A 16011-nucleotide genomic window follows, 5' to 3' on the forward strand; every position below is an offset into this window, starting at 1 on the left:
CTTCATGTCCAAACTCCTTGTCATGGTGGGTTGGACTCTAAAGTCACGTGCTACTCAATACAGGGGGGACGTCGCCTCCATCTCCAGAGCCGTCATGCCTTCTGGCGTCACAGTCGTCAGTCCGAACGCCTACAGCAGCCGATTGAGCAGGCGGTCGAGGCGGATGCGTTTGAGGCGGCCGAGCAGGGTTTTGACTGCGGCGGGATAGTCGCGCAGCGTTTCCAGCTGGCGATAGTGTTGCAGTAGCCTGGTGTGACGACGGATGTTGTCGAGCTCGGCGGCGGTTTGCTCAGCAAGCTGGCCGGCGGGATCGTGCAGCAGCAGGCCGTTTTCGAGATCAAGGCGGAAGGCGCGCGGATTGAGGTTGTTGCCGGTGACCAGCTGCCAGTCCTGATCGACCCAGATGCCCTTCAGGTGGTAGCTGTTGTGCTCGTGCTGCCACAGGCGCAGCTGCAGTCGGCCCTGTGAGATTGCATTCTGGTTGCGTTTGGCGAAGCGGCGCAGATTGCTTTCGTACAGATAGGGTAGTGCCGAAATGACGCGGAATGGTTCGCTGGGCGGGATGTAGAAGTCGTTGGCGGTCTTGTCGCCGACGATGATCTCGACCTGCAGGCCGTTCCTGATCTGCTGTTGCAGGATGCGCAGAATGCTCTTCGGCGGGTTGAAGTAGGGGGTGCACAGGGTGATGCGGCTCTGCGCGCGGCTCAACAGCTGTTCGATGCGCTGGTTGAAGCGGTTGTCCTTGCCGACGCCGCTCAGCGGCGTGATGCTGATGTGGTCGTGCTTGGCTGGCGCCGGCGCCGGCAGGTAGTCGTAGCCGGCCAGCCGTTGCCGCAATGACTTGATGTCATCCTTGGCGGGACGTGGCAGGCCGGGACGGTCCAGGCGTTGCACGCCGGGTGAGGGCAGCAGTTGCTGGCACAGGTAGTGCGAAAAACTGTCGGCCAGCCCGCGATCCCGGATCAGGTGGTAACGGTCGAAGCGGTAGCGCTCGCCGACATGCAGATAGACGTTGTTGAGGCTGGCGCCGCTGTAAATCAGCCAGTCGTCGATCACGAAGCCCTTCAGGTGCAGCACGCCGAACAGCTCCCGTGTCTGTACCGGCACGCCGTAGATCGGCACCTGTTCGCGGCCGAAACGGGCGCTGAGCTCCTGGTACCATTGCGCATTGCCGGCTTGCTTGCCGGCGCCGATCAGGCCGCGTCGCGCACGGTGAAAATCGACAAACACGCGGATGTCCAGCTGCGGTCGTTGCTGCTTGGCCTGGTGCAGTGCCAGCAGGATGGATTCGCCGCCTTCGTCGTGCTGCAGGTACAGGCTGCACAGGTGGATACGCTGCTGCGCCTGCGCAATCTGCTGCAGCAGTTGTTGGTGAAAGCTCTTGGCGTCGTGCAGCACATGGATGTTGGCCGCATCAACGGCAAAGCCGTTACCGGCGGGCGCCGGACGGCGGGAGGAAAAAAGCGGCATGCTGGCGAATGGGGTCCGTGAAGATTGCTGTTGCCATTGTGAATGAAAAAAGGCCGGAATGTTCCGGCCTTTTTGCTTGTGTGGCGCTTATTTGCGGGTCTTGAATTCCTGCCACAGGCGAGTGGTCAGACGCTGGATTTTCGGATCCATCGGCAGCATCACGAAGCTCTTGGCCATCACTTCCTTGCTCGGGAAGATCGACGGGTTGGCCAGGTTGGCCTTGTCGATGAACTTGCGTGCCGGCAGGCTGCCCGGTGCGTAGGTCACGGCATTGGCGTTGGCCGCGGCTACCTTGGCGTCCAGGCTGTAGTTGATGAACTTGTAGGCGTTGTCGGCGTTCTTGGCGTCTTTCGGGATCACCATGCTGTCGATCCAGATGCCGACGCCTTCTTTCGGCACCAGTGCCTGCACCTTGACGCCGCTCTTCACTTCCACGGCGCGGGTACGGGCGATGTTGATGTCGCCGCCGTAGCCCAGCACCAGGCACAGCGAGCCGCCGGACAGTTCATTGATGTAGCCGGAGGAGGAGAAGCGGGTCACGTGCGGGCGGATGGTTTTCAGCAGGTCGGCCGCGGCACGGTAGTCGGCCTCGTTCTTGCTGGCCGGGTCCTTGCCCATGTAGTGCAGCACGATAGGGAACACTTCCGCCGGGGAGTCGAGCATGCTCACGCCGCAGCTTTTCAGCTTGGCTGCGTGTTCAGGCTTGAACAGCATGTCCCACTGGTTGGCCGGCAGCTTACCGCCCAGTGCCTTGGTGGCGCGGTCGGTGTTGATGCCGATGGTGTTGATGCCCCAGAAGTACGGTACCGCGAACTTGTTGCCCGGGTCGAACTTGGTCATCAGCTTCATCAGCTCCGGGTCCAGGTCCTTGTAGTTCGGCAGTTTGCTCTTGTCCAGCGGCAGGTACAGGTTGGCCTGGATCTGCTTGGCGAGGAAGGTGTTGGATGGCACGACGATGTCGTAGCCGGATTTGCCGGTCAGCATCTTGGCCTGCAGGATTTCGTTACTGTCGTAGACGTCGTAACGGACCTTGACGCCGGTTGCCTTCTGGAAGCCCGGGATGGTGCTTTCCGCGATGTAGTCCGACCAGTTGTAGATGTTCAGTTCGTTGCTGGCAGCGGCGGCGCTACCGGCGTAGGCGGCGCTGACGGCGCCCAGAAGCAGGGTGCGGGCAAATCGTTTCATTCAAGTTTCTCCTGGCGATGCGGTTCAGGTAATCGAACACGTTATTTTGACTGCAAAACGCTACTTAAAACCAGTGCTTATTAAACCCCCGCCGCCGGCCGGCAGGCAAGCCGCGACGCGCGGCTACCGGCTCAGGCCTGCTGCAGTAACTGCTGGCGCTCCCATGGTGTAATGGTACGCGCGAATGTCTGCCATTCAACCTCTTTCAGGGCACAGAAGCTGGCCACGAACTGCGGATGCAATAGCGGGTGCAGGGCCGGCTCGCTGCGCAGCGCAGTGATCGCCTGCGGCAGGCTGGCGGGCAGGGTGGCCGCCATGCCGTAGGCACTGCCGGACAGCGGCGTGCCGGGGGCGATGGCCTGTTCCATGCCCAGCAAGCCGCAGGCCAGCGTGGCGGCGATGGCGAGGTAGGGATTGCAGTCCATGCCGGGCAGGCGGTTTTCCACGCGCCGCGCCGCCGGGCTGCTGTCCGGCACGCGCAGGCCGCAGCTGCGGTTGTCGATGCCCCACTCGACATTGATCGGCGCCGCGCTGTGCGGGCACAGGCGGCGGTAGGCGTTGGGGTTGGCTGCCAGCAACAGCATCGCCGCCGGCAGGTAGCGCTGCAGGCCGCCGAGGTAGTGCCAGAAGCACGGTGCGGCGCTGCCGTCCGGCTGGCTGAACAGGTTGTGGCCGTGGGCGTCGACCAGGCTCTGGTGGATGTGCATCGCGCTGCCGGCGTCGTCGGCGAACGGCTTGGCCATGAAGGTGGCCTGCAGGCCGTGGCGTGCGGCCAACGTTTTGGCGCTGCGCTTGAACAGGAATACTTGGTCGGCCAGCGCCAGCGCGTCGCCGTGCTGCAGGTTGATCTCGAACTGGCCATTGCCGACTTCGCCGAGCATGGTGTCGCTGGCGATGTGCTGCTGCGCACACTGCTGCTCCAGCTCGGCGAAGAAGGCGGCGTGGGCCGGCGCGTGGTCCACGCTGTAGGGCTGGCGCGTGGCGCTAGTCGGCTGGCCGTCGGCAGCGAGCAGGTAGAACTCGATCTCGGGCGCGACCACCGGCTGCCAGCCGCGTTGCCGGTAGGCGGCCAGCACGCGCTGCAGCACGTTGCGCGGCGCGAACGGGATGGGCTCGCCGTCGGCGTCGACGCAGTCGTGGATCAACTGCGCGACGCGCCGACCGTCGCCGCTGTCCGGTTTCAGGCACAGGGTGCGCGGGTCGGCGCGCAGGCGCATGTCGGGGTCGCTGTCGGCAACCAGTTGCTGTTGCGGATCGCCGTCCAGGGTCTGGATCAGGCTGACCTGCGGGAAGCGCTGTTCTGCGCTGTCGAGGTAGCTGTGGCAGGGAATGAGTTTGCCGCGGGCCTGGCCGTTGAGGTCGGGAAACAGGCACTCGATGTGGCTGATGCGTTGCTCGCTCAGCCATTGCTGCAGATCGGACATGTCGGATACCTTTGCTGCGTGAGTTGTCGGGAGGCGGACAATCAGCGCGGGCGGCCGTAGGTACTGAGCGGCTGCTCGAAAACCCCCAGCGGCAGCCGGATCTGGCTGGCGGCAACGGGCGTGGTGCAGCAATAGGGCATCGTGGACTCCGGGCGGCGGGTCGTGTGTCTATTTTTTTAACCTGAAATTCGCAAAATCGTCAATTTTATTTAACGACAGCCACCGACGATGAGCGCCGGCGCCACACCTTGCTCATGGCGGCTACCGGCAAAATGTGCAAAAATCCGGTCAACTAACGATATTGCAGGTTTTGTCATGCTGGACCGGGACGGATACCGCCCCAATGTCGGAATCATCCTCGTCAATCACCACAACGAGGTGTTCTGGGGCAAGCGCGTGCGCGAGCATTCGTGGCAGTTTCCACAGGGCGGCATCAAGCCGGGTGAAAGCCCGGAAGCCGCCATGTATCGCGAACTGGAAGAAGAAGTCGGCCTGTTGCCGCAGCACGTCAAGATTCTGGGGCGCACCCGCGACTGGCTGCGCTACGACGTGCCCACCAACTGGGTGCGCCGCGAGTGGCGCGGCAGCTATCGCGGCCAGAAGCAGATCTGGTTCCTGTTGCGCCTCACCGGCCGCGACTGCGACGTGTGCCTGCGCGCCACCAACCATCCGGAGTTCGACGGCTGGCGCTGGAGCGACTACTGGGAACCGATCGACAACGTGATCGAATTCAAGCGCGACGTGTACGAGCGTGCACTGACCGAGCTGATGCGCTTCATCAAGGGCGTGGAAAGCCGTGGCGAATATCTGGGGCGGGTGGCCGGCAGCCGGCACCGGCACGCAGACGGGAGCTGATCCTTGAACAAGCCGATGCCTTCGCGGCCACGCACTGCATTTGCAGGCGTGGCCGTTGTTGCTGTCTGGTCGGCGTGGCAGCCGGCCAACGTCGCGGTATGGTGGATGGAGGCGCTGCCGGCGGTGGTCGGCCTGCCGCTGGTCTGGCTGATGTGGCGGCGTTTCCCGTGGACAAGGTTGGCCGCATGGGCGATGGCGCTGCACGCGGTGGTGCTGCTGGTCGGCGCGCACTACACCTACGCCGGAACCCCGCTCGGCTTCTGGCTGCAGGAGGCCTTCGACTTCAGCCGCAACCACTACGACCGCATCGGCCATATCGCGCAGGGCTTCTTCCCGGCGCTGCTGGCGCGCGAGGTACTCAGCCGCAGGACAGCGTTGCGCGGCGGCTGGCTCGCGTTCCTGACGACCTGTTTCTGCCTGGCTTTCTCCGCGCTGTACGAACTGATCGAATGGTGGGCGGCGCTGGCACTGGGCGCCGGCGCCGATGCCTTCCTCGCCACCCAGGGCGACCCGTGGGATACGCAGTGGGACATGTTCCTGGCGCTGTGCGGCGCCGTGCTGGCGCAGCTGACACTGGCGCCGCTCCATAACCGACAACTCGCGACGCTGCAGGCGGCGCGTTACTGAATCTCTGAATAGACCAACCATGACGCAACAGAATTACGACGAATCCTCGGTCCGGGTACTCAAGGGGCTGGAGCCGGTCAAGGAACGGCCGGGCATGTACACCCGCACCACCGACCCCACCCACATCTGCCAGGAAGTGATCGACAACGCCGCCGACGAGGCGCTGGGCGGCTTCGCGCGCAAGATCGCGGTCACCGTGCACCTGGACGGCTCGCTGAGCGTGGAGGACGACGGTCGCGGCATCCCGGTCGGCCTGCACCCGCAGGAGGGCGTACCGGTGGTGGAACTGGTGTTCACCCGCCTGCACGCCGGCGGCAAGTTCAACAAGAAAGACGGCGGCGCCTACGCCTTCTCCGGCGGCCTGCACGGCGTCGGTGTGTCGGTGACCAACGCGCTGTCCACCCGGCTGGAGGTGGAGGTCAAGCGCGAGGGCGGCGTGCATAAGCTGGTATTCGCCGGCGGCGACGTGATCGAGCCGCTGGCCCGTGTCGGCGACTGCGGCCCGCGCACCAGCGGCACCCGCGTGCGGGTGTGGCCGGACGGCAAGTATTTCGAAAGCCCGCGCTACTCGATGCAGGAGCTGGAGCGCCTGCTGCGCGCCAAGGCGGTGCTGCTGCCCGGCGTGGCGGTAACGCTGACCGTGGAGCGCCCCAGCGGCGACGAGGTCAAGGTCTGGCAGTACCCGGAAGGGCTGAAGAGCTACCTCGCCGAGCTGTGCGGCGACGACGAGCCTATCGCGCCGCTGTTCGCCGGCGAAGCCTACATCGGCGACGACCACGAACAGTTCGCCCGCGGCGAGGGCGTGCAGTGGGCGATGGCCTGGTTCGAGGACGGCGCCAGCGGCGAGAGCTACGTCAACCTGATCCCGACCCCGTCCGGCGGCACCCACGAGGCCGGCCTGCGCGCCGGCGTGTTCGACGCGGTGAAGAGCTTCATCGACCACCACAACCTGCTGCCGCGCGGCGTGAAAATCATGGCCGAGGACGTGTGGAGCCGCGTGCGCTTCGTGCTGTCGGCACGGGTGCTGGACCCGCAGTTCCAGGGCCAGACCAAGGACAAGCTCACCAGCCGCGACGCGCTGAAGCTGATCTCCGGCCTCGCGCGCGACCCGGTGGAGCTGTGGCTGAACCAGCACGTGGAAGCCGGCAAGAAGATTGCCGAGCTGGCGATCCGCCAGGCGCAGAGCCGCCTGAAGTCGGTGAAGAAGGTGGAAAAGAAGAAAGGCTCCGGCGTGGCGGTGCTGCCGGGCAAGCTCACCGACTGCGAGAGCGAGGACATCGAGCGCAACGAGCTGTTCCTGGTGGAGGGCGACTCCGCCGGCGGCTCGGCCAAGCTGGCGCGCGACAAGGAGTACCAGGCCATCCTGCCGCTGCGCGGCAAGGTGCTGAACAGCTGGGAGACCGACCGCGACCAGCTGTTCTCCAATGCCGAGATCCACGATATCGCGGTGGCGATCGGCGTCGATCCGCACGGCCCGGACGACACGCCGGACCTGTCCGGCCTGCGCTACGGCAAGATCGCCATCCTGTCCGATGCCGACGTCGACGGCTCGCACATCCAGGTGCTGCTGCTGACGCTGTTCTTCCGCCACTTCCCGCGCCTGGTCGACAACGGCAACATCTACATCGCCCAGCCGCCGCTGTTCCGCGTAGATGTGCCGGGGCAGGGCAAGAACCGGCCTCCTCGGAAGTTGTACGCGCTGGACGAGGGCGAGATGACGGCGATTCTCGACCGCCTGCGCAGCGAGGGGGTGAAGGAGAACGCGTGGAGCATCTCGCGCTTCAAGGGCCTGGGCGAGATGAACCCGGAGCAGCTGAAGGACACCACCATGAACCCGGACACCCGCCGCCTGTCGCGGGTGCGGGTGCGCGCCGGCGCCTTTGCCGAGACGCGCGCGATGTTCGTCAAGCTGATGGGCAAGGGCGAGGCCTCCAGCCGCCGCAGCTGGATGGAAGAGAAGGGCAACGAGGTCGAAGCCGACATCTGAGCCGCATCCGGCGCCGCAAGGTTGNCTCCCTTTTTGTTGCGGCCAGGCTCGTGCGGCTTCGCGCTGCCGGCGGCGGCCGCGCTGGCTACAATTCAGTCATGGCCACCACGAGAGGCGCACCATGTCCCGTCTGCTCTACCTGCAGTCCGGCGGCCCCACCGCCGTGCTCAACCGTTCCGCCCTGGGCGTGATCGAGGCCGCGCGCGCGCGCGGCGTGGCGGTGTGCGCCGCCGCCGACGGCCTCGCCGGCCTGCGTGCCGGGCGCTTGCTGGATCTGGATACCGCCGGCGCCGCCGACATCGCGGCGCTCGGCAGCCTGCCGGGCGCCGCGTTCGGCAGCAGCCGCGACATCCTGGCGCCGTTCGAGGACGATGCACCCGGCTGGCGGCAGCTGGCTGCGGTGTTGCGCCGTTTCGGCATCGGCTACGTGCTGCTCAACGGCGGCAACGGCTCGATGGAGACGGCGCGGCTGCTGCAGCAGCTGGGCGAGCGTTTCGCGCTGCCGCTGCAGGTGGTTGGCATCCCGAAGACCATCGACAACGATCTGGAAGGCACCGATTTCAGCCCCGGCTTCCCGTCGGCGGCGAAGTATCTGGCCAGCAGTCTGCGCGAGGTGACGCTGGACGTGCTGAGCATGGCACAGCAGCGGGTGTTCATCATGGAGACCATGGGCCGCCACGTCGGCTGGCTGACCGCGGCCTGCGCGCTGGCGGCCCTGCCGGGCGAGGCACCGCCCTTGCTGCTGCTGCCGGAGGTGGCGTTCGACGAGGCGCGGCTGCTGGCGGCGGTGCGGCAGCGGCTGGCGGAGAGCGGCTGCTGCGTGATCGCGGTGTCGGAAGGGCTGCGCCACGCCGACGGCCGTTTCGTCGCGCAGCTGCACGCCGATGCGGTGTACGGCCACGAGCACCTCGGCGGGGCCGGCATGTGGCTGGCGCAGCGGCTGCAGCAGCAACTGGGGGTGAAGGCGCACGTGGCGCTGGTGGACTGCCTGCAGCGCGCGGCGCGGCATCTGGTGTCGGCGGTCGATGCGCAGCAGGCTTACCGGCTGGGACAGCAGGCGGTGGCGACGGCGCTGGCCGGGCAGGGCGGGGTGATGCTGGGCTTGCTGCGGCAGCCGGGCGCCAGCGGCGTCGACTGGCAAGTGCAGCCGCTGCCGCTGGACGAGGTTGCCAACCGCGAGCGCGCGCTGCCGGCGGACTTCATCGCCGCCGACGGCCTGTCGGTGACGCCGGCGTTCGACGCCTACCTGCGGCCGCTGCTGCAGGGCGAGCGGCCGCTGGCCTTTGCCGACGGCCTGCCGGATCTGCGCCGTCCGGCGTGGCCGCCGCTATTGCCCTGATGACTGTCAGGCCTGTGCGGTGGCGTTCAGCCTGGCGCGCAGGCGCTTGGTGACGGCGATCATCGCCTGCAGCGCGGCCTCGGTTTCCGGCCCGCCGCGCGTTTTCAGGCCGCAGTCCGGGTTCACCCACAGCCGCTCGGCCGGGATCACCTCCAGCGCCTTGAGCAGCAGCTTTTCCAGCTCGGCCTCGGTCGGGATGCGCGGGCTGTGGATGTCGTAGACGCCGGGGCCGATCTCGTTCGGGTAACGGAAGCTGCCGAAGTCGCGCAGCAGCTCCATGTCCGAGCGCGAGGTCTCGATGGTGATCACGTCGGCATCGAGCGCGGCGATCGCCGGCAGGATGTCGCCGAATTCCGAGTAGCACATGTGGGTGTGGATCTGGGTGCTGTCGTCGACGCCGGCGCAGGACAGGCGGAACGCCTCGCCGGCCCAGGCAAGGTAGGCGTCCCGGTCGCCGCGCTTGAGTGGCAGGCCCTCGCGCACCGCCGGCTCGTCGATCTGGATCACCTTGATGCCGGCGTTTTCCAGGTCCAGCACCTCGTCGTTGATCGCCAGCGCGATCTGCTTGCACACCGCGCTGCGCGGCAGGTCGTCGCGCACGAAGCTCCACTGCAGGATGGTGACCGGGCCGGTGAGCATGCCCTTCACCGGGCGCTGGCTCAGGCTCTGCGCGTACACCGCCCAGCGCACGGTCATCGGCTGCGGGCGCGCCACGTCGCCGTAGATGACGGGCGGCTTCACGCAGCGGCTGCCGTAGCTCTGCACCCAGCCGTACTCGGTGAAGGCGAAGCCGGCCAGCTGCTCGCCGAAGTACTCCACCATGTCGTTGCGCTCCGCCTCGCCGTGCACCAGCACGTCGATATCGAGCTGCTCCTGCTTGCGGATCACCAGTTCGATCTCCGCCTTCATCGCCGCCTCGTAACTGGCGGCATCGAGTTCGCCACGCTTGAACGCGGCGCGCGCGGCGCGGATCTCGCTGGTCTGCGGGAAGGAGCCGATGGTGGTGGTCGGCAGCAGCGGCAGCTTCAGCCACGCGTGCTGCAAAGGCGCGCGCTGCGCGAACGGGCTGGCGCGGCGGTCGCTGCCGGCCGGCAGTGCGGCCAACCTTTGGGCCACCTCGGCACGGTGGATGCGCGGACTGCTGCGGCGCTGCTCGCGGGCGTAGTTGCTGGCCGAGAGCTCGTTCTCGATGCTGGCGCGCCCCTGCTGCAGGCCGCGCTTGAGCAGCTTCAGCTCGTTCAGCTTCTGCACCGCGAACGCGAGCCAGCTCTTGAGATCCACGTCCAGCTTGATTTCCTGCGCCAGGTCGAACGGGCTGTGCAGCAGCGAGCAGCTGGGCGCGAGCCACAGCCGCTCGCCCAGCTGCGCGTGCAGCTGCTCGGCCTGCCGCAGCACCGCGTCGAGGTCGGCGCGCCAGATGTTGCGGCCGTCGATGACGCCGGCGGACAGCACCTTGTCCTGCGGCCAACCTTGTACGAATGCCGCCAGCTGTTGCGGCGCGCGCACCAGGTCCAGGTGCAGGCCGGCCACCGGCAGCGCCTTCAGCCATTCCGCGTGGGCGGAGACGTCGCCGAAGTAGGTGGCCAGCAGCAGCTTCAGCGGGCTGGCCGCCAGCTGTTCGTAGGCGGGGGCGAAGGCCGCCAGCCACTCGGCCGGCAGGTCCAGCGCCAGGATGGGCTCGTCCAGCTGCACCCAGTCCACTTTTGCGGCATTGAGGGCCGCGAGCAGCTCCTGATAGGTTTGCAGCAGCGCCGGCAGCAGGCTCAGGCGGTCGAAGGCACTGCCCTTGCACTTGCCCAGCCACAGCAGGGTCAGCGGCCCGATCAGCACCGGCTTGGCCTTGATGCCCAGCGCCTGCGCCTCGGCGATCTGCGCCAACAGCGGTGCCGGGTTGGCCGAAAACGCGGTGTCGGCGTGCCACTCCGGGACCAGGTAGTGGTAGTTGCTGTCGAACCACTTGGTCATCTCGATGGCGTGCTGGCTGCGGTTGCCGCGTGCCAGCTGGAAGTACTCGGCGCTGGAAAGGCTGGCCGCGTCGAAGCCGAAGCGGCGCGGGATGGCTCCGACCAGCACCTGCGCGTCCAGCACGTGGTCGTACAGCGAGAAGTCGCCGACCGGGCTGAGGTCGAGACCGGCGCCTTTCTGCAGCAGCCAGTGCTTCTGGCGCAGCTCGCGCGCGCCGGCCTGCAGCGCGGCGTCGTCGATCTCGTTTTTCCAGAACTGCTCGACCAGGAATTTCAGTTCGCGCTTGGCGCCGATGCGCGGGAAACCGGCAAGGTGAATCGTGCTCATGTTTATGTCTTTCTGTATGAAATTTGTGCATTGATCATGCGATAATCATCGATATGAGACAAATTCATTATTTTGCTACTTCACATGAGACTGATTCATGACGCAGAGTCTGCTGGAATTACGCCACCTGAAGACGCTACTGGCGCTGGCCGAGACCGGCAGCGTGTCGCAGGCGGCGAAACGGGTGTTCCTGACGCAATCGGCGCTGTCGCACCAGATCAAGGCGCTGGAGGCGCACTACGGCCTCAGCCTGTTCGAGCGCAAGACGCAGCCGCTGCGGCTGACGCCGGCCGGCGAGCGCCTGCTGCTGCTGGCGCGCGAGGTGCACGCGCACATCGGCGCCGCCGAGCGCGACCTGGCGCGGCTGCGCGAGGGCGAGGCCGGCGAGCTGCGCATCGCGGTGGAGTGCCATACCTGCTTCGACTGGCTGATGCCGGCGATGGACAGCTTCCGCCGGCACTGGCCGGCGGTGGAGCTGGACATCGTGTCCGGCTTCCATGCCGATCCGGTGGGCCTGCTGCTGACCGGGCGCGCCGATCTGGCCATCGTGGCCGAGGCGGAGGCGCACCCCGGCGTGGTGTACCAGCCGCTGTTCGGCTACGAGATGGTGGTCATCGCCGCGCACGATCACCCGCTGGCGGCGCAGCCGGTGTGGCGGGCCGAGGATTTTGCCGCCGAGACGCTGATCAGCTACCCGGTGCCGGACGCGATGCTGGACCTGGTGCGCAAGGTGCTGAAGCCGGCCGGCATCAACCCGGCGCGGCGCACCTCGGAGCTGACCATCGCCATCATCCAGCTGGTAGCCAGCCGCCGCGGCGTGGCGGCGCTGCCGTTCTGGGCGGTGAAGCCCTACCTGGAGCGCGGCTACGTCAGCGCCGCACGCATCGGCGAGGCCGGCCTGCACAGCGAGCTGTACGCGGCGCTGCGCAGCGACGACGCCAAGCTGGCCTATATGCACGACTTCCTCGCCACGGTGCGTGAGCAGAGCTTCGCCACGCTGCCGGGGTTGAGCGTGCTGGGTTGAGATGCTTGCGGCCAACCTTGTACAAGGTTGGCCGCAAGGCGGGGGCGCTCAGCGCCGCAGCAGCGCCTTTTCCGCCTCGATCAGCAGGAAGGCGAGCACGCCGCTGGCCGCGATCAATCCCCAGTGCGCCAGCGCCGGCGACGCGGTGCCGAACAGCGCGTGCAGCCACGGCAGGTAGCTGAACGCCAGCTGCAGCACGATCAGGATGGCCACGCACCACAGCGCGATGCGGTTGCCGGTAAGCACGCGCAGCGTCAGCGCGCTGCTGTGCTGGTGGCGGCTGTTGAACAGGTAGGCGATCTCGATCGCCACCATGCTGTTCACCGCCAGCGTGCTGGCCAGCGCCTGCGAGTGGCCGCCGTCCAGCGCCCACAGGTAGAGCGCGAACGGCAGCGCCACCATCAGCGCGCCGACGAAGGCCAGCCGCCACACGAACAGCGCGTCGATCAGCCCGGCCTGCGGCGGCCGCGGCGGGCGCCGCATCACGCCATGCTCGGTCGGCTCGAAGGCGAAGGCCAGCGCCAGCGTCACCGCCGACACCATGTTCACCCACAGGATCTGCACCGGGCTGATCGGCAGCGCGACGCCGAACAGGATGGCGGCGATGATGATGGCGGCCTGGCCGACGTTGGTGGGCAGGATGAACAGGATGGCCTTCTTCAGGTTGTCGTACACGGTGCGGCCCTCGCGCACCGCCAGCGCCAGGGTGGCGAAATTGTCGTCGGTGATCACCATCTCCGCCGCCTCCTTGGCCGCCTCGGTGCCCTTGCCGCCCATGGCGACGCCGACGTCGGCCTGCTTCAGCGCCGGCGCGTCGTTGACGCCGTCGCCGGTCATCGCCACCACCTCGCCGTTGTGCTTCAGCGCGGCGATCAGGCGCAGCTTGTGTTCCGGGCTGGCGCGGGCGAACACGTCGATGTCGCGCACCGCCTGCGCCAGCGCCGCGTCGTCCAGCGCGTCGATGTCGCTGCCGCTCAGCGCGCGCCGCCCGTCGCCGATGCCGAGGCGGCCGCCGATGGCGGCGGCGGTGCCGGCGTGGTCGCCGGTGATCATCTTGATGCGGATGCCGGCGCTCTGGCACAGCGCCACCGCCTGCGCCGCCTCCTTGCGCGGCGGGTCGATCAGGCCGACCAGGCCGAGCAGCAGCAGCTGGTCCTCGGTGTCGGCAAAGTCCAGCTCGCTGCTGCAGTGCGCCTGGCGCCGCTCGGCGATGGCCAGCACGCGGTAGCCGTCGGCGGCCAACGCTTGCGCCTGCTGCTGCCAGAACGCCGCCTCCAGCTCGGCGATGCCGTGCTCATGCTGCTGGTGGCTGGCACGGGCCAGCAGCACCTCGGGCGCGCCCTTGAGCAGGATCAGGCGGTGGCCGTCGTGGTCGTGGTGCAGGGTGGCCATGAAGCGGTGTTCCGATTCGAACGGGATCGCGTCCTGCCGCGGCAGGCTGTGCTGCAGGCTGGCCAGCGGCAGCTGCGCCTTGTGCGCCAGCGTCAGCAGCGCGCCCTCGGTCGGGTCGCCGCTGAGCTGCCACTGGCCGGCGACGTGCTGCAGGCTGGCATCGTTGCACAGCGCCGCCGCGCGCAGCAGCGCGTCGAGCGGGGCGTGGTGGCCGTAGTGCAGCGGCGCGTCGTCGTGGAACAGGCCGCCTTCCGGCGCGTAGCCGACGCCGCTGACGCGCAGCTGGCGCTCGCGGGTGACGATGCGGCCGGCGGTCATCTCGTTGCAGGTCAGGGTGCCGGTCTTGTCGGAGCAGATCACCGTCACCGCGCCCAGCGTTTCCACCGCCGGCAGCTTGCGCATGATGGCGCGCTGGCGGGCCATGCGCTCGACGCCGATGGCCAGCGTGATGGTGACGATGGCGGGCAGCCCTTCCGGTATCGCCGCCACCGCCAGCCCGACGCCGGCCATGAACATGTCCGGCCAGCCGTGGCCGCGCCAGTACACGCCCAGCAGCAGGGTGACGCTGGCCACCAGCAGGGTGGCGCCGGTCAGCCAGCGCGCGAACTGGTCCAGCTGCCGCATCAGCGGGGTGACGTTGTCGCCGACCTGGTCGAGCATCGCGTTGATGCGCCCCAGTTCGGTGTCGCGGCCGGTGGCGATCACCAGCCCGCGCGCCTGACCGTAGCTGACCAGGGTGCCGGCGTAGGCCATGTTGCGGCGCTCGGCCAGCGGCGTCGCCGCCGGCAGCGCGGCAAAATCCTTGCTCACCGGCAGCGATTCGCCGGTCAGCGCCGCCTCGTCGACGCGCAGCGAGCGGCCGTCGAGCAGGCGCAGGTCGGCCGGCACCTTGTCGCCGCTTTGCAGCAGCACGATGTCGCCGGGCACCAGGGTGCTGGCGTCGACATCGTGGCGCTCGCCGTCGCGGATCACCGTCGCCTGCAGCGCCAGCATGTTGCGGATCGCCGCCAGCGCGCTCTCGGCGCGTCCTTCCTGGATGGTGCCGATCACCGCGTTGATCAGCACCACGCCGAAGATCACCGCGCTGTCGACGTAGTCGGCCAGCAGCAGGGTGCCCAGCGCCGCGGCGAGCAGCACGTAGATCAGCAGGTTGTGGAATTGCAGCACAAAGCGCAGCCACAGGCTCTTCGCGGCCGCCTGCGGCAGGCTGTTGCGGCCGTAGCGTTGCAGCCGCTCCGCCGCGGCCTGCCGGCTGAGGCCGTTGTCGCTGCTTTGCCAGTGCCGCATCACCTGGGCGGTGTCTTCGGCGTGCCAGTGCGGGGCGGGTGTTGCAGGCTTCATGGGCAGGCTATCCTTGAGTGAACTGCACGCAGTGTAGAGTGGCGCGGCCGGTGCATGGTTTCCATGCTGGGCCATGTTTTGACGGATCGCAAAGATTGCCGCAAAACTTTCCGCAGCCGGCGGCGTCAATGCGATGATCTGCCCGCTTGGGCATGCTGTTTGCTGTTGGCATGTTAACGCTGGCCGTGGCCGGCGTATCGAATAAGAGGAATGCGGTGATGATGAAGAAAATTCTGCTGGTGCTGGACAGCGGCGACAGCGCCCAGCTGGCGCGTGACTATGCGCTGCAGCTGGCCAAACAACACCAGAGTGCGCTGACGGCGCTGGCGCTGATCGACGGCGCGCCGCTGCTGGAAGGCGAGGCGATGCCGCCGGGAGCGTTCGCCTACCGCGTGGCGCGCGACGCCAGCATGGAGCAGCGCTGGTTGGACAATGCCCGCACCCTGCTCGACAGCATGCGCGCGCAGGCCGGCGAACTGGATATCGCGCTGGCCAGCGTGCTGGCCGAGGACGGCCACCCGGAGGACGAGCTGGCCAGGCACGCGCCGCGGCACGACCTGCTGGTGGTGTCCACCGACAGCCACCTGGGCGAGAGCGAGCGTCCGCACGACAGCCGCTGGCTGGAAAACTACCTGCTGAACCCGGCGCGGCCGATGCTGCTGTTCTCGGCCGACACCGTGGTGCCCGAGCGTCCGCGCTGCGTGGTGCTGGCCTACGACGGCAGCCCCTGCGCCGCGCGCGCGCTGCAGCAGTTCGTGTTCCTCGGCCTCGCCCACGACCTGCCGCGCAAGGTGATCGCCAACCACACCGATCCGCAGGAGGCCGAGCGCCTGGCCTGCGAGGGCGCCGCCTATCTCGCCGGCCACGGCCTGCCGGCGGAGCCGGTGGCGCTGACCGCGCGCGGCTCCACCTCGCAGACCCTGATCGCCGCCGCCGACAGCCATGGTGCCGCGCTGCTGGTGATGGGCGCCTTCGGCCACAACAGCTGGAAGGAGCGCCTGTTCGGCTCCACCACCCGCACGCTGATGAAGCACTGCCACGTGCCGCTGCTGATGTTCCACTGAGCCGCGAGGCG

At 67.7% G+C, this 16011-nt stretch carries 11 protein-coding genes; 6 read left to right on the forward strand and 5 right to left on the reverse strand.

The window, feature by feature from the left end:
- Positions 1-129: 129 nt before the first annotated feature.
- From pssA to IE100_RS15845, 3 genes are all read right to left on the reverse strand, one after another.
- Positions 130-1470 carry a CDP-diacylglycerol--serine O-phosphatidyltransferase gene (gene pssA / locus IE100_RS15835; protein WP_189375521.1) on the reverse strand — a complete coding sequence of 447 codons (1341 nt, stop codon included), beginning with the start codon at positions 1468-1470 and terminating at the stop codon, positions 130-132.
- 87 nt (positions 1471-1557) lie between these two features.
- On the reverse strand, positions 1558-2655 hold the full coding sequence (locus IE100_RS15840; RefSeq protein WP_189375523.1) for a polyamine ABC transporter substrate-binding protein: 1098 nt from the start codon (positions 2653-2655) through the stop codon (positions 1558-1560).
- 131 nt (positions 2656-2786) lie between these two features.
- Positions 2787-4079, reverse strand: coding sequence for a glutamine synthetase family protein (locus IE100_RS15845; protein ID WP_189375524.1), 1293 nt, complete (start codon positions 4077-4079; stop codon positions 2787-2789).
- Between the two features lie 315 nt (positions 4080-4394).
- Between IE100_RS15845 and IE100_RS15850 the strand changes: the two genes are divergently transcribed.
- The 4 genes from IE100_RS15850 (at position 4395) to IE100_RS15865 (ending at position 8887) form a co-directional block, all read left to right on the forward strand.
- A complete protein-coding gene (locus tag IE100_RS15850; protein ID WP_189375527.1) occupies positions 4395-4934 on the forward strand; it encodes an RNA pyrophosphohydrolase in 540 nt (179 codons plus the stop codon).
- Positions 4935-4949: 15 nt separating this feature from the next.
- Positions 4950-5561, forward strand: a complete 612-nt coding sequence (locus tag IE100_RS15855) for a DUF2238 domain-containing protein (protein WP_189375574.1) — start codon at positions 4950-4952, stop codon at positions 5559-5561.
- Positions 5562-5580: 19 nt separating this feature from the next.
- Positions 5581-7548 (forward strand): DNA topoisomerase IV subunit B, encoded by a 1968-nt coding sequence (parE, locus tag IE100_RS15860; RefSeq protein ID WP_189375529.1) that lies wholly within the window; start codon positions 5581-5583, stop codon positions 7546-7548.
- 121 nt (positions 7549-7669) lie between these two features.
- Positions 7670-8887: a 6-phosphofructokinase gene (locus tag IE100_RS15865; RefSeq protein ID WP_189375531.1), complete on the forward strand. Its 1218-nt coding sequence runs from the start codon at positions 7670-7672 to the stop codon at positions 8885-8887.
- Positions 8888-8893: 6 nt separating this feature from the next.
- On the opposite strand, the gene metE is transcribed toward IE100_RS15865, so the two are convergent.
- Positions 8894-11179 (reverse strand): 5-methyltetrahydropteroyltriglutamate--homocysteine S-methyltransferase, encoded by a 2286-nt coding sequence (gene metE, locus IE100_RS15870; RefSeq protein ID WP_189375533.1) that lies wholly within the window; start codon positions 11177-11179, stop codon positions 8894-8896.
- A gap of 97 nt (positions 11180-11276) precedes the next feature.
- Between metE and IE100_RS15875 the strand changes: the two genes are divergently transcribed.
- A complete protein-coding gene (locus IE100_RS15875; protein ID WP_189375535.1) occupies positions 11277-12203 on the forward strand; it encodes a LysR family transcriptional regulator in 927 nt (308 codons plus the stop codon).
- Between the two features lie 48 nt (positions 12204-12251).
- Here the strand turns inward: IE100_RS15875 and IE100_RS15880 are convergent, their stop codons facing one another.
- Positions 12252-14936 (reverse strand): HAD-IC family P-type ATPase, encoded by a 2685-nt coding sequence (locus IE100_RS15880; protein ID WP_189375536.1) that lies wholly within the window; start codon positions 14934-14936, stop codon positions 12252-12254.
- A 218-nt stretch (positions 14937-15154) separates the two neighbouring features.
- On the opposite strand from IE100_RS15880, the gene IE100_RS15885 reads away from it, so the two are divergent.
- Positions 15155-16000, forward strand: coding sequence for a universal stress protein (locus tag IE100_RS15885; protein WP_189375538.1), 846 nt, complete (start codon positions 15155-15157; stop codon positions 15998-16000).
- Positions 16001-16011 lie beyond the last annotated feature (11 nt).

Origin of the sequence: Vogesella alkaliphila (genome assembly GCF_014652475.1) — a bacterium.
GTDB classification, from domain to species: domain Bacteria; phylum Pseudomonadota; class Gammaproteobacteria; order Burkholderiales; family Chromobacteriaceae; genus Vogesella; species Vogesella alkaliphila.

Coding starts and splice junctions, on each gene's coding strand:
- IE100_RS15840 (WP_189375523.1), bottom strand. CDS start 2,655: ATGAAACGATTTGCCCGCACCCTGCTTCTGGGCGCCGTCAGCGCCGCC.
- metE (WP_189375533.1), bottom strand. CDS start 11,179: ATGAGCACGATTCACCTTGCCGGTTTCCCGCGCATCGGCGCCAAGCGC.
- IE100_RS15875 (WP_189375535.1), top strand. CDS start 11,277: ATGACGCAGAGTCTGCTGGAATTACGCCACCTGAAGACGCTACTGGCG.
- parE (WP_189375529.1), top strand. CDS start 5,581: ATGACGCAACAGAATTACGACGAATCCTCGGTCCGGGTACTCAAGGGG.
- IE100_RS15885 (WP_189375538.1), top strand. CDS start 15,155: ATGATGAAGAAAATTCTGCTGGTGCTGGACAGCGGCGACAGCGCCCAG.
- IE100_RS15850 (WP_189375527.1), top strand. CDS start 4,395: ATGCTGGACCGGGACGGATACCGCCCCAATGTCGGAATCATCCTCGTC.
- IE100_RS15855 (WP_189375574.1), top strand. CDS start 4,950: ATGCCTTCGCGGCCACGCACTGCATTTGCAGGCGTGGCCGTTGTTGCT.
- IE100_RS15880 (WP_189375536.1), bottom strand. CDS start 14,936: ATGAAGCCTGCAACACCCGCCCCGCACTGGCACGCCGAAGACACCGCC.
- IE100_RS15865 (WP_189375531.1), top strand. CDS start 7,670: ATGTCCCGTCTGCTCTACCTGCAGTCCGGCGGCCCCACCGCCGTGCTC.
- IE100_RS15845 (WP_189375524.1), bottom strand. CDS start 4,079: ATGTCCGATCTGCAGCAATGGCTGAGCGAGCAACGCATCAGCCACATC.
- pssA (WP_189375521.1), bottom strand. CDS start 1,470: ATGCCGCTTTTTTCCTCCCGCCGTCCGGCGCCCGCCGGTAACGGCTTT.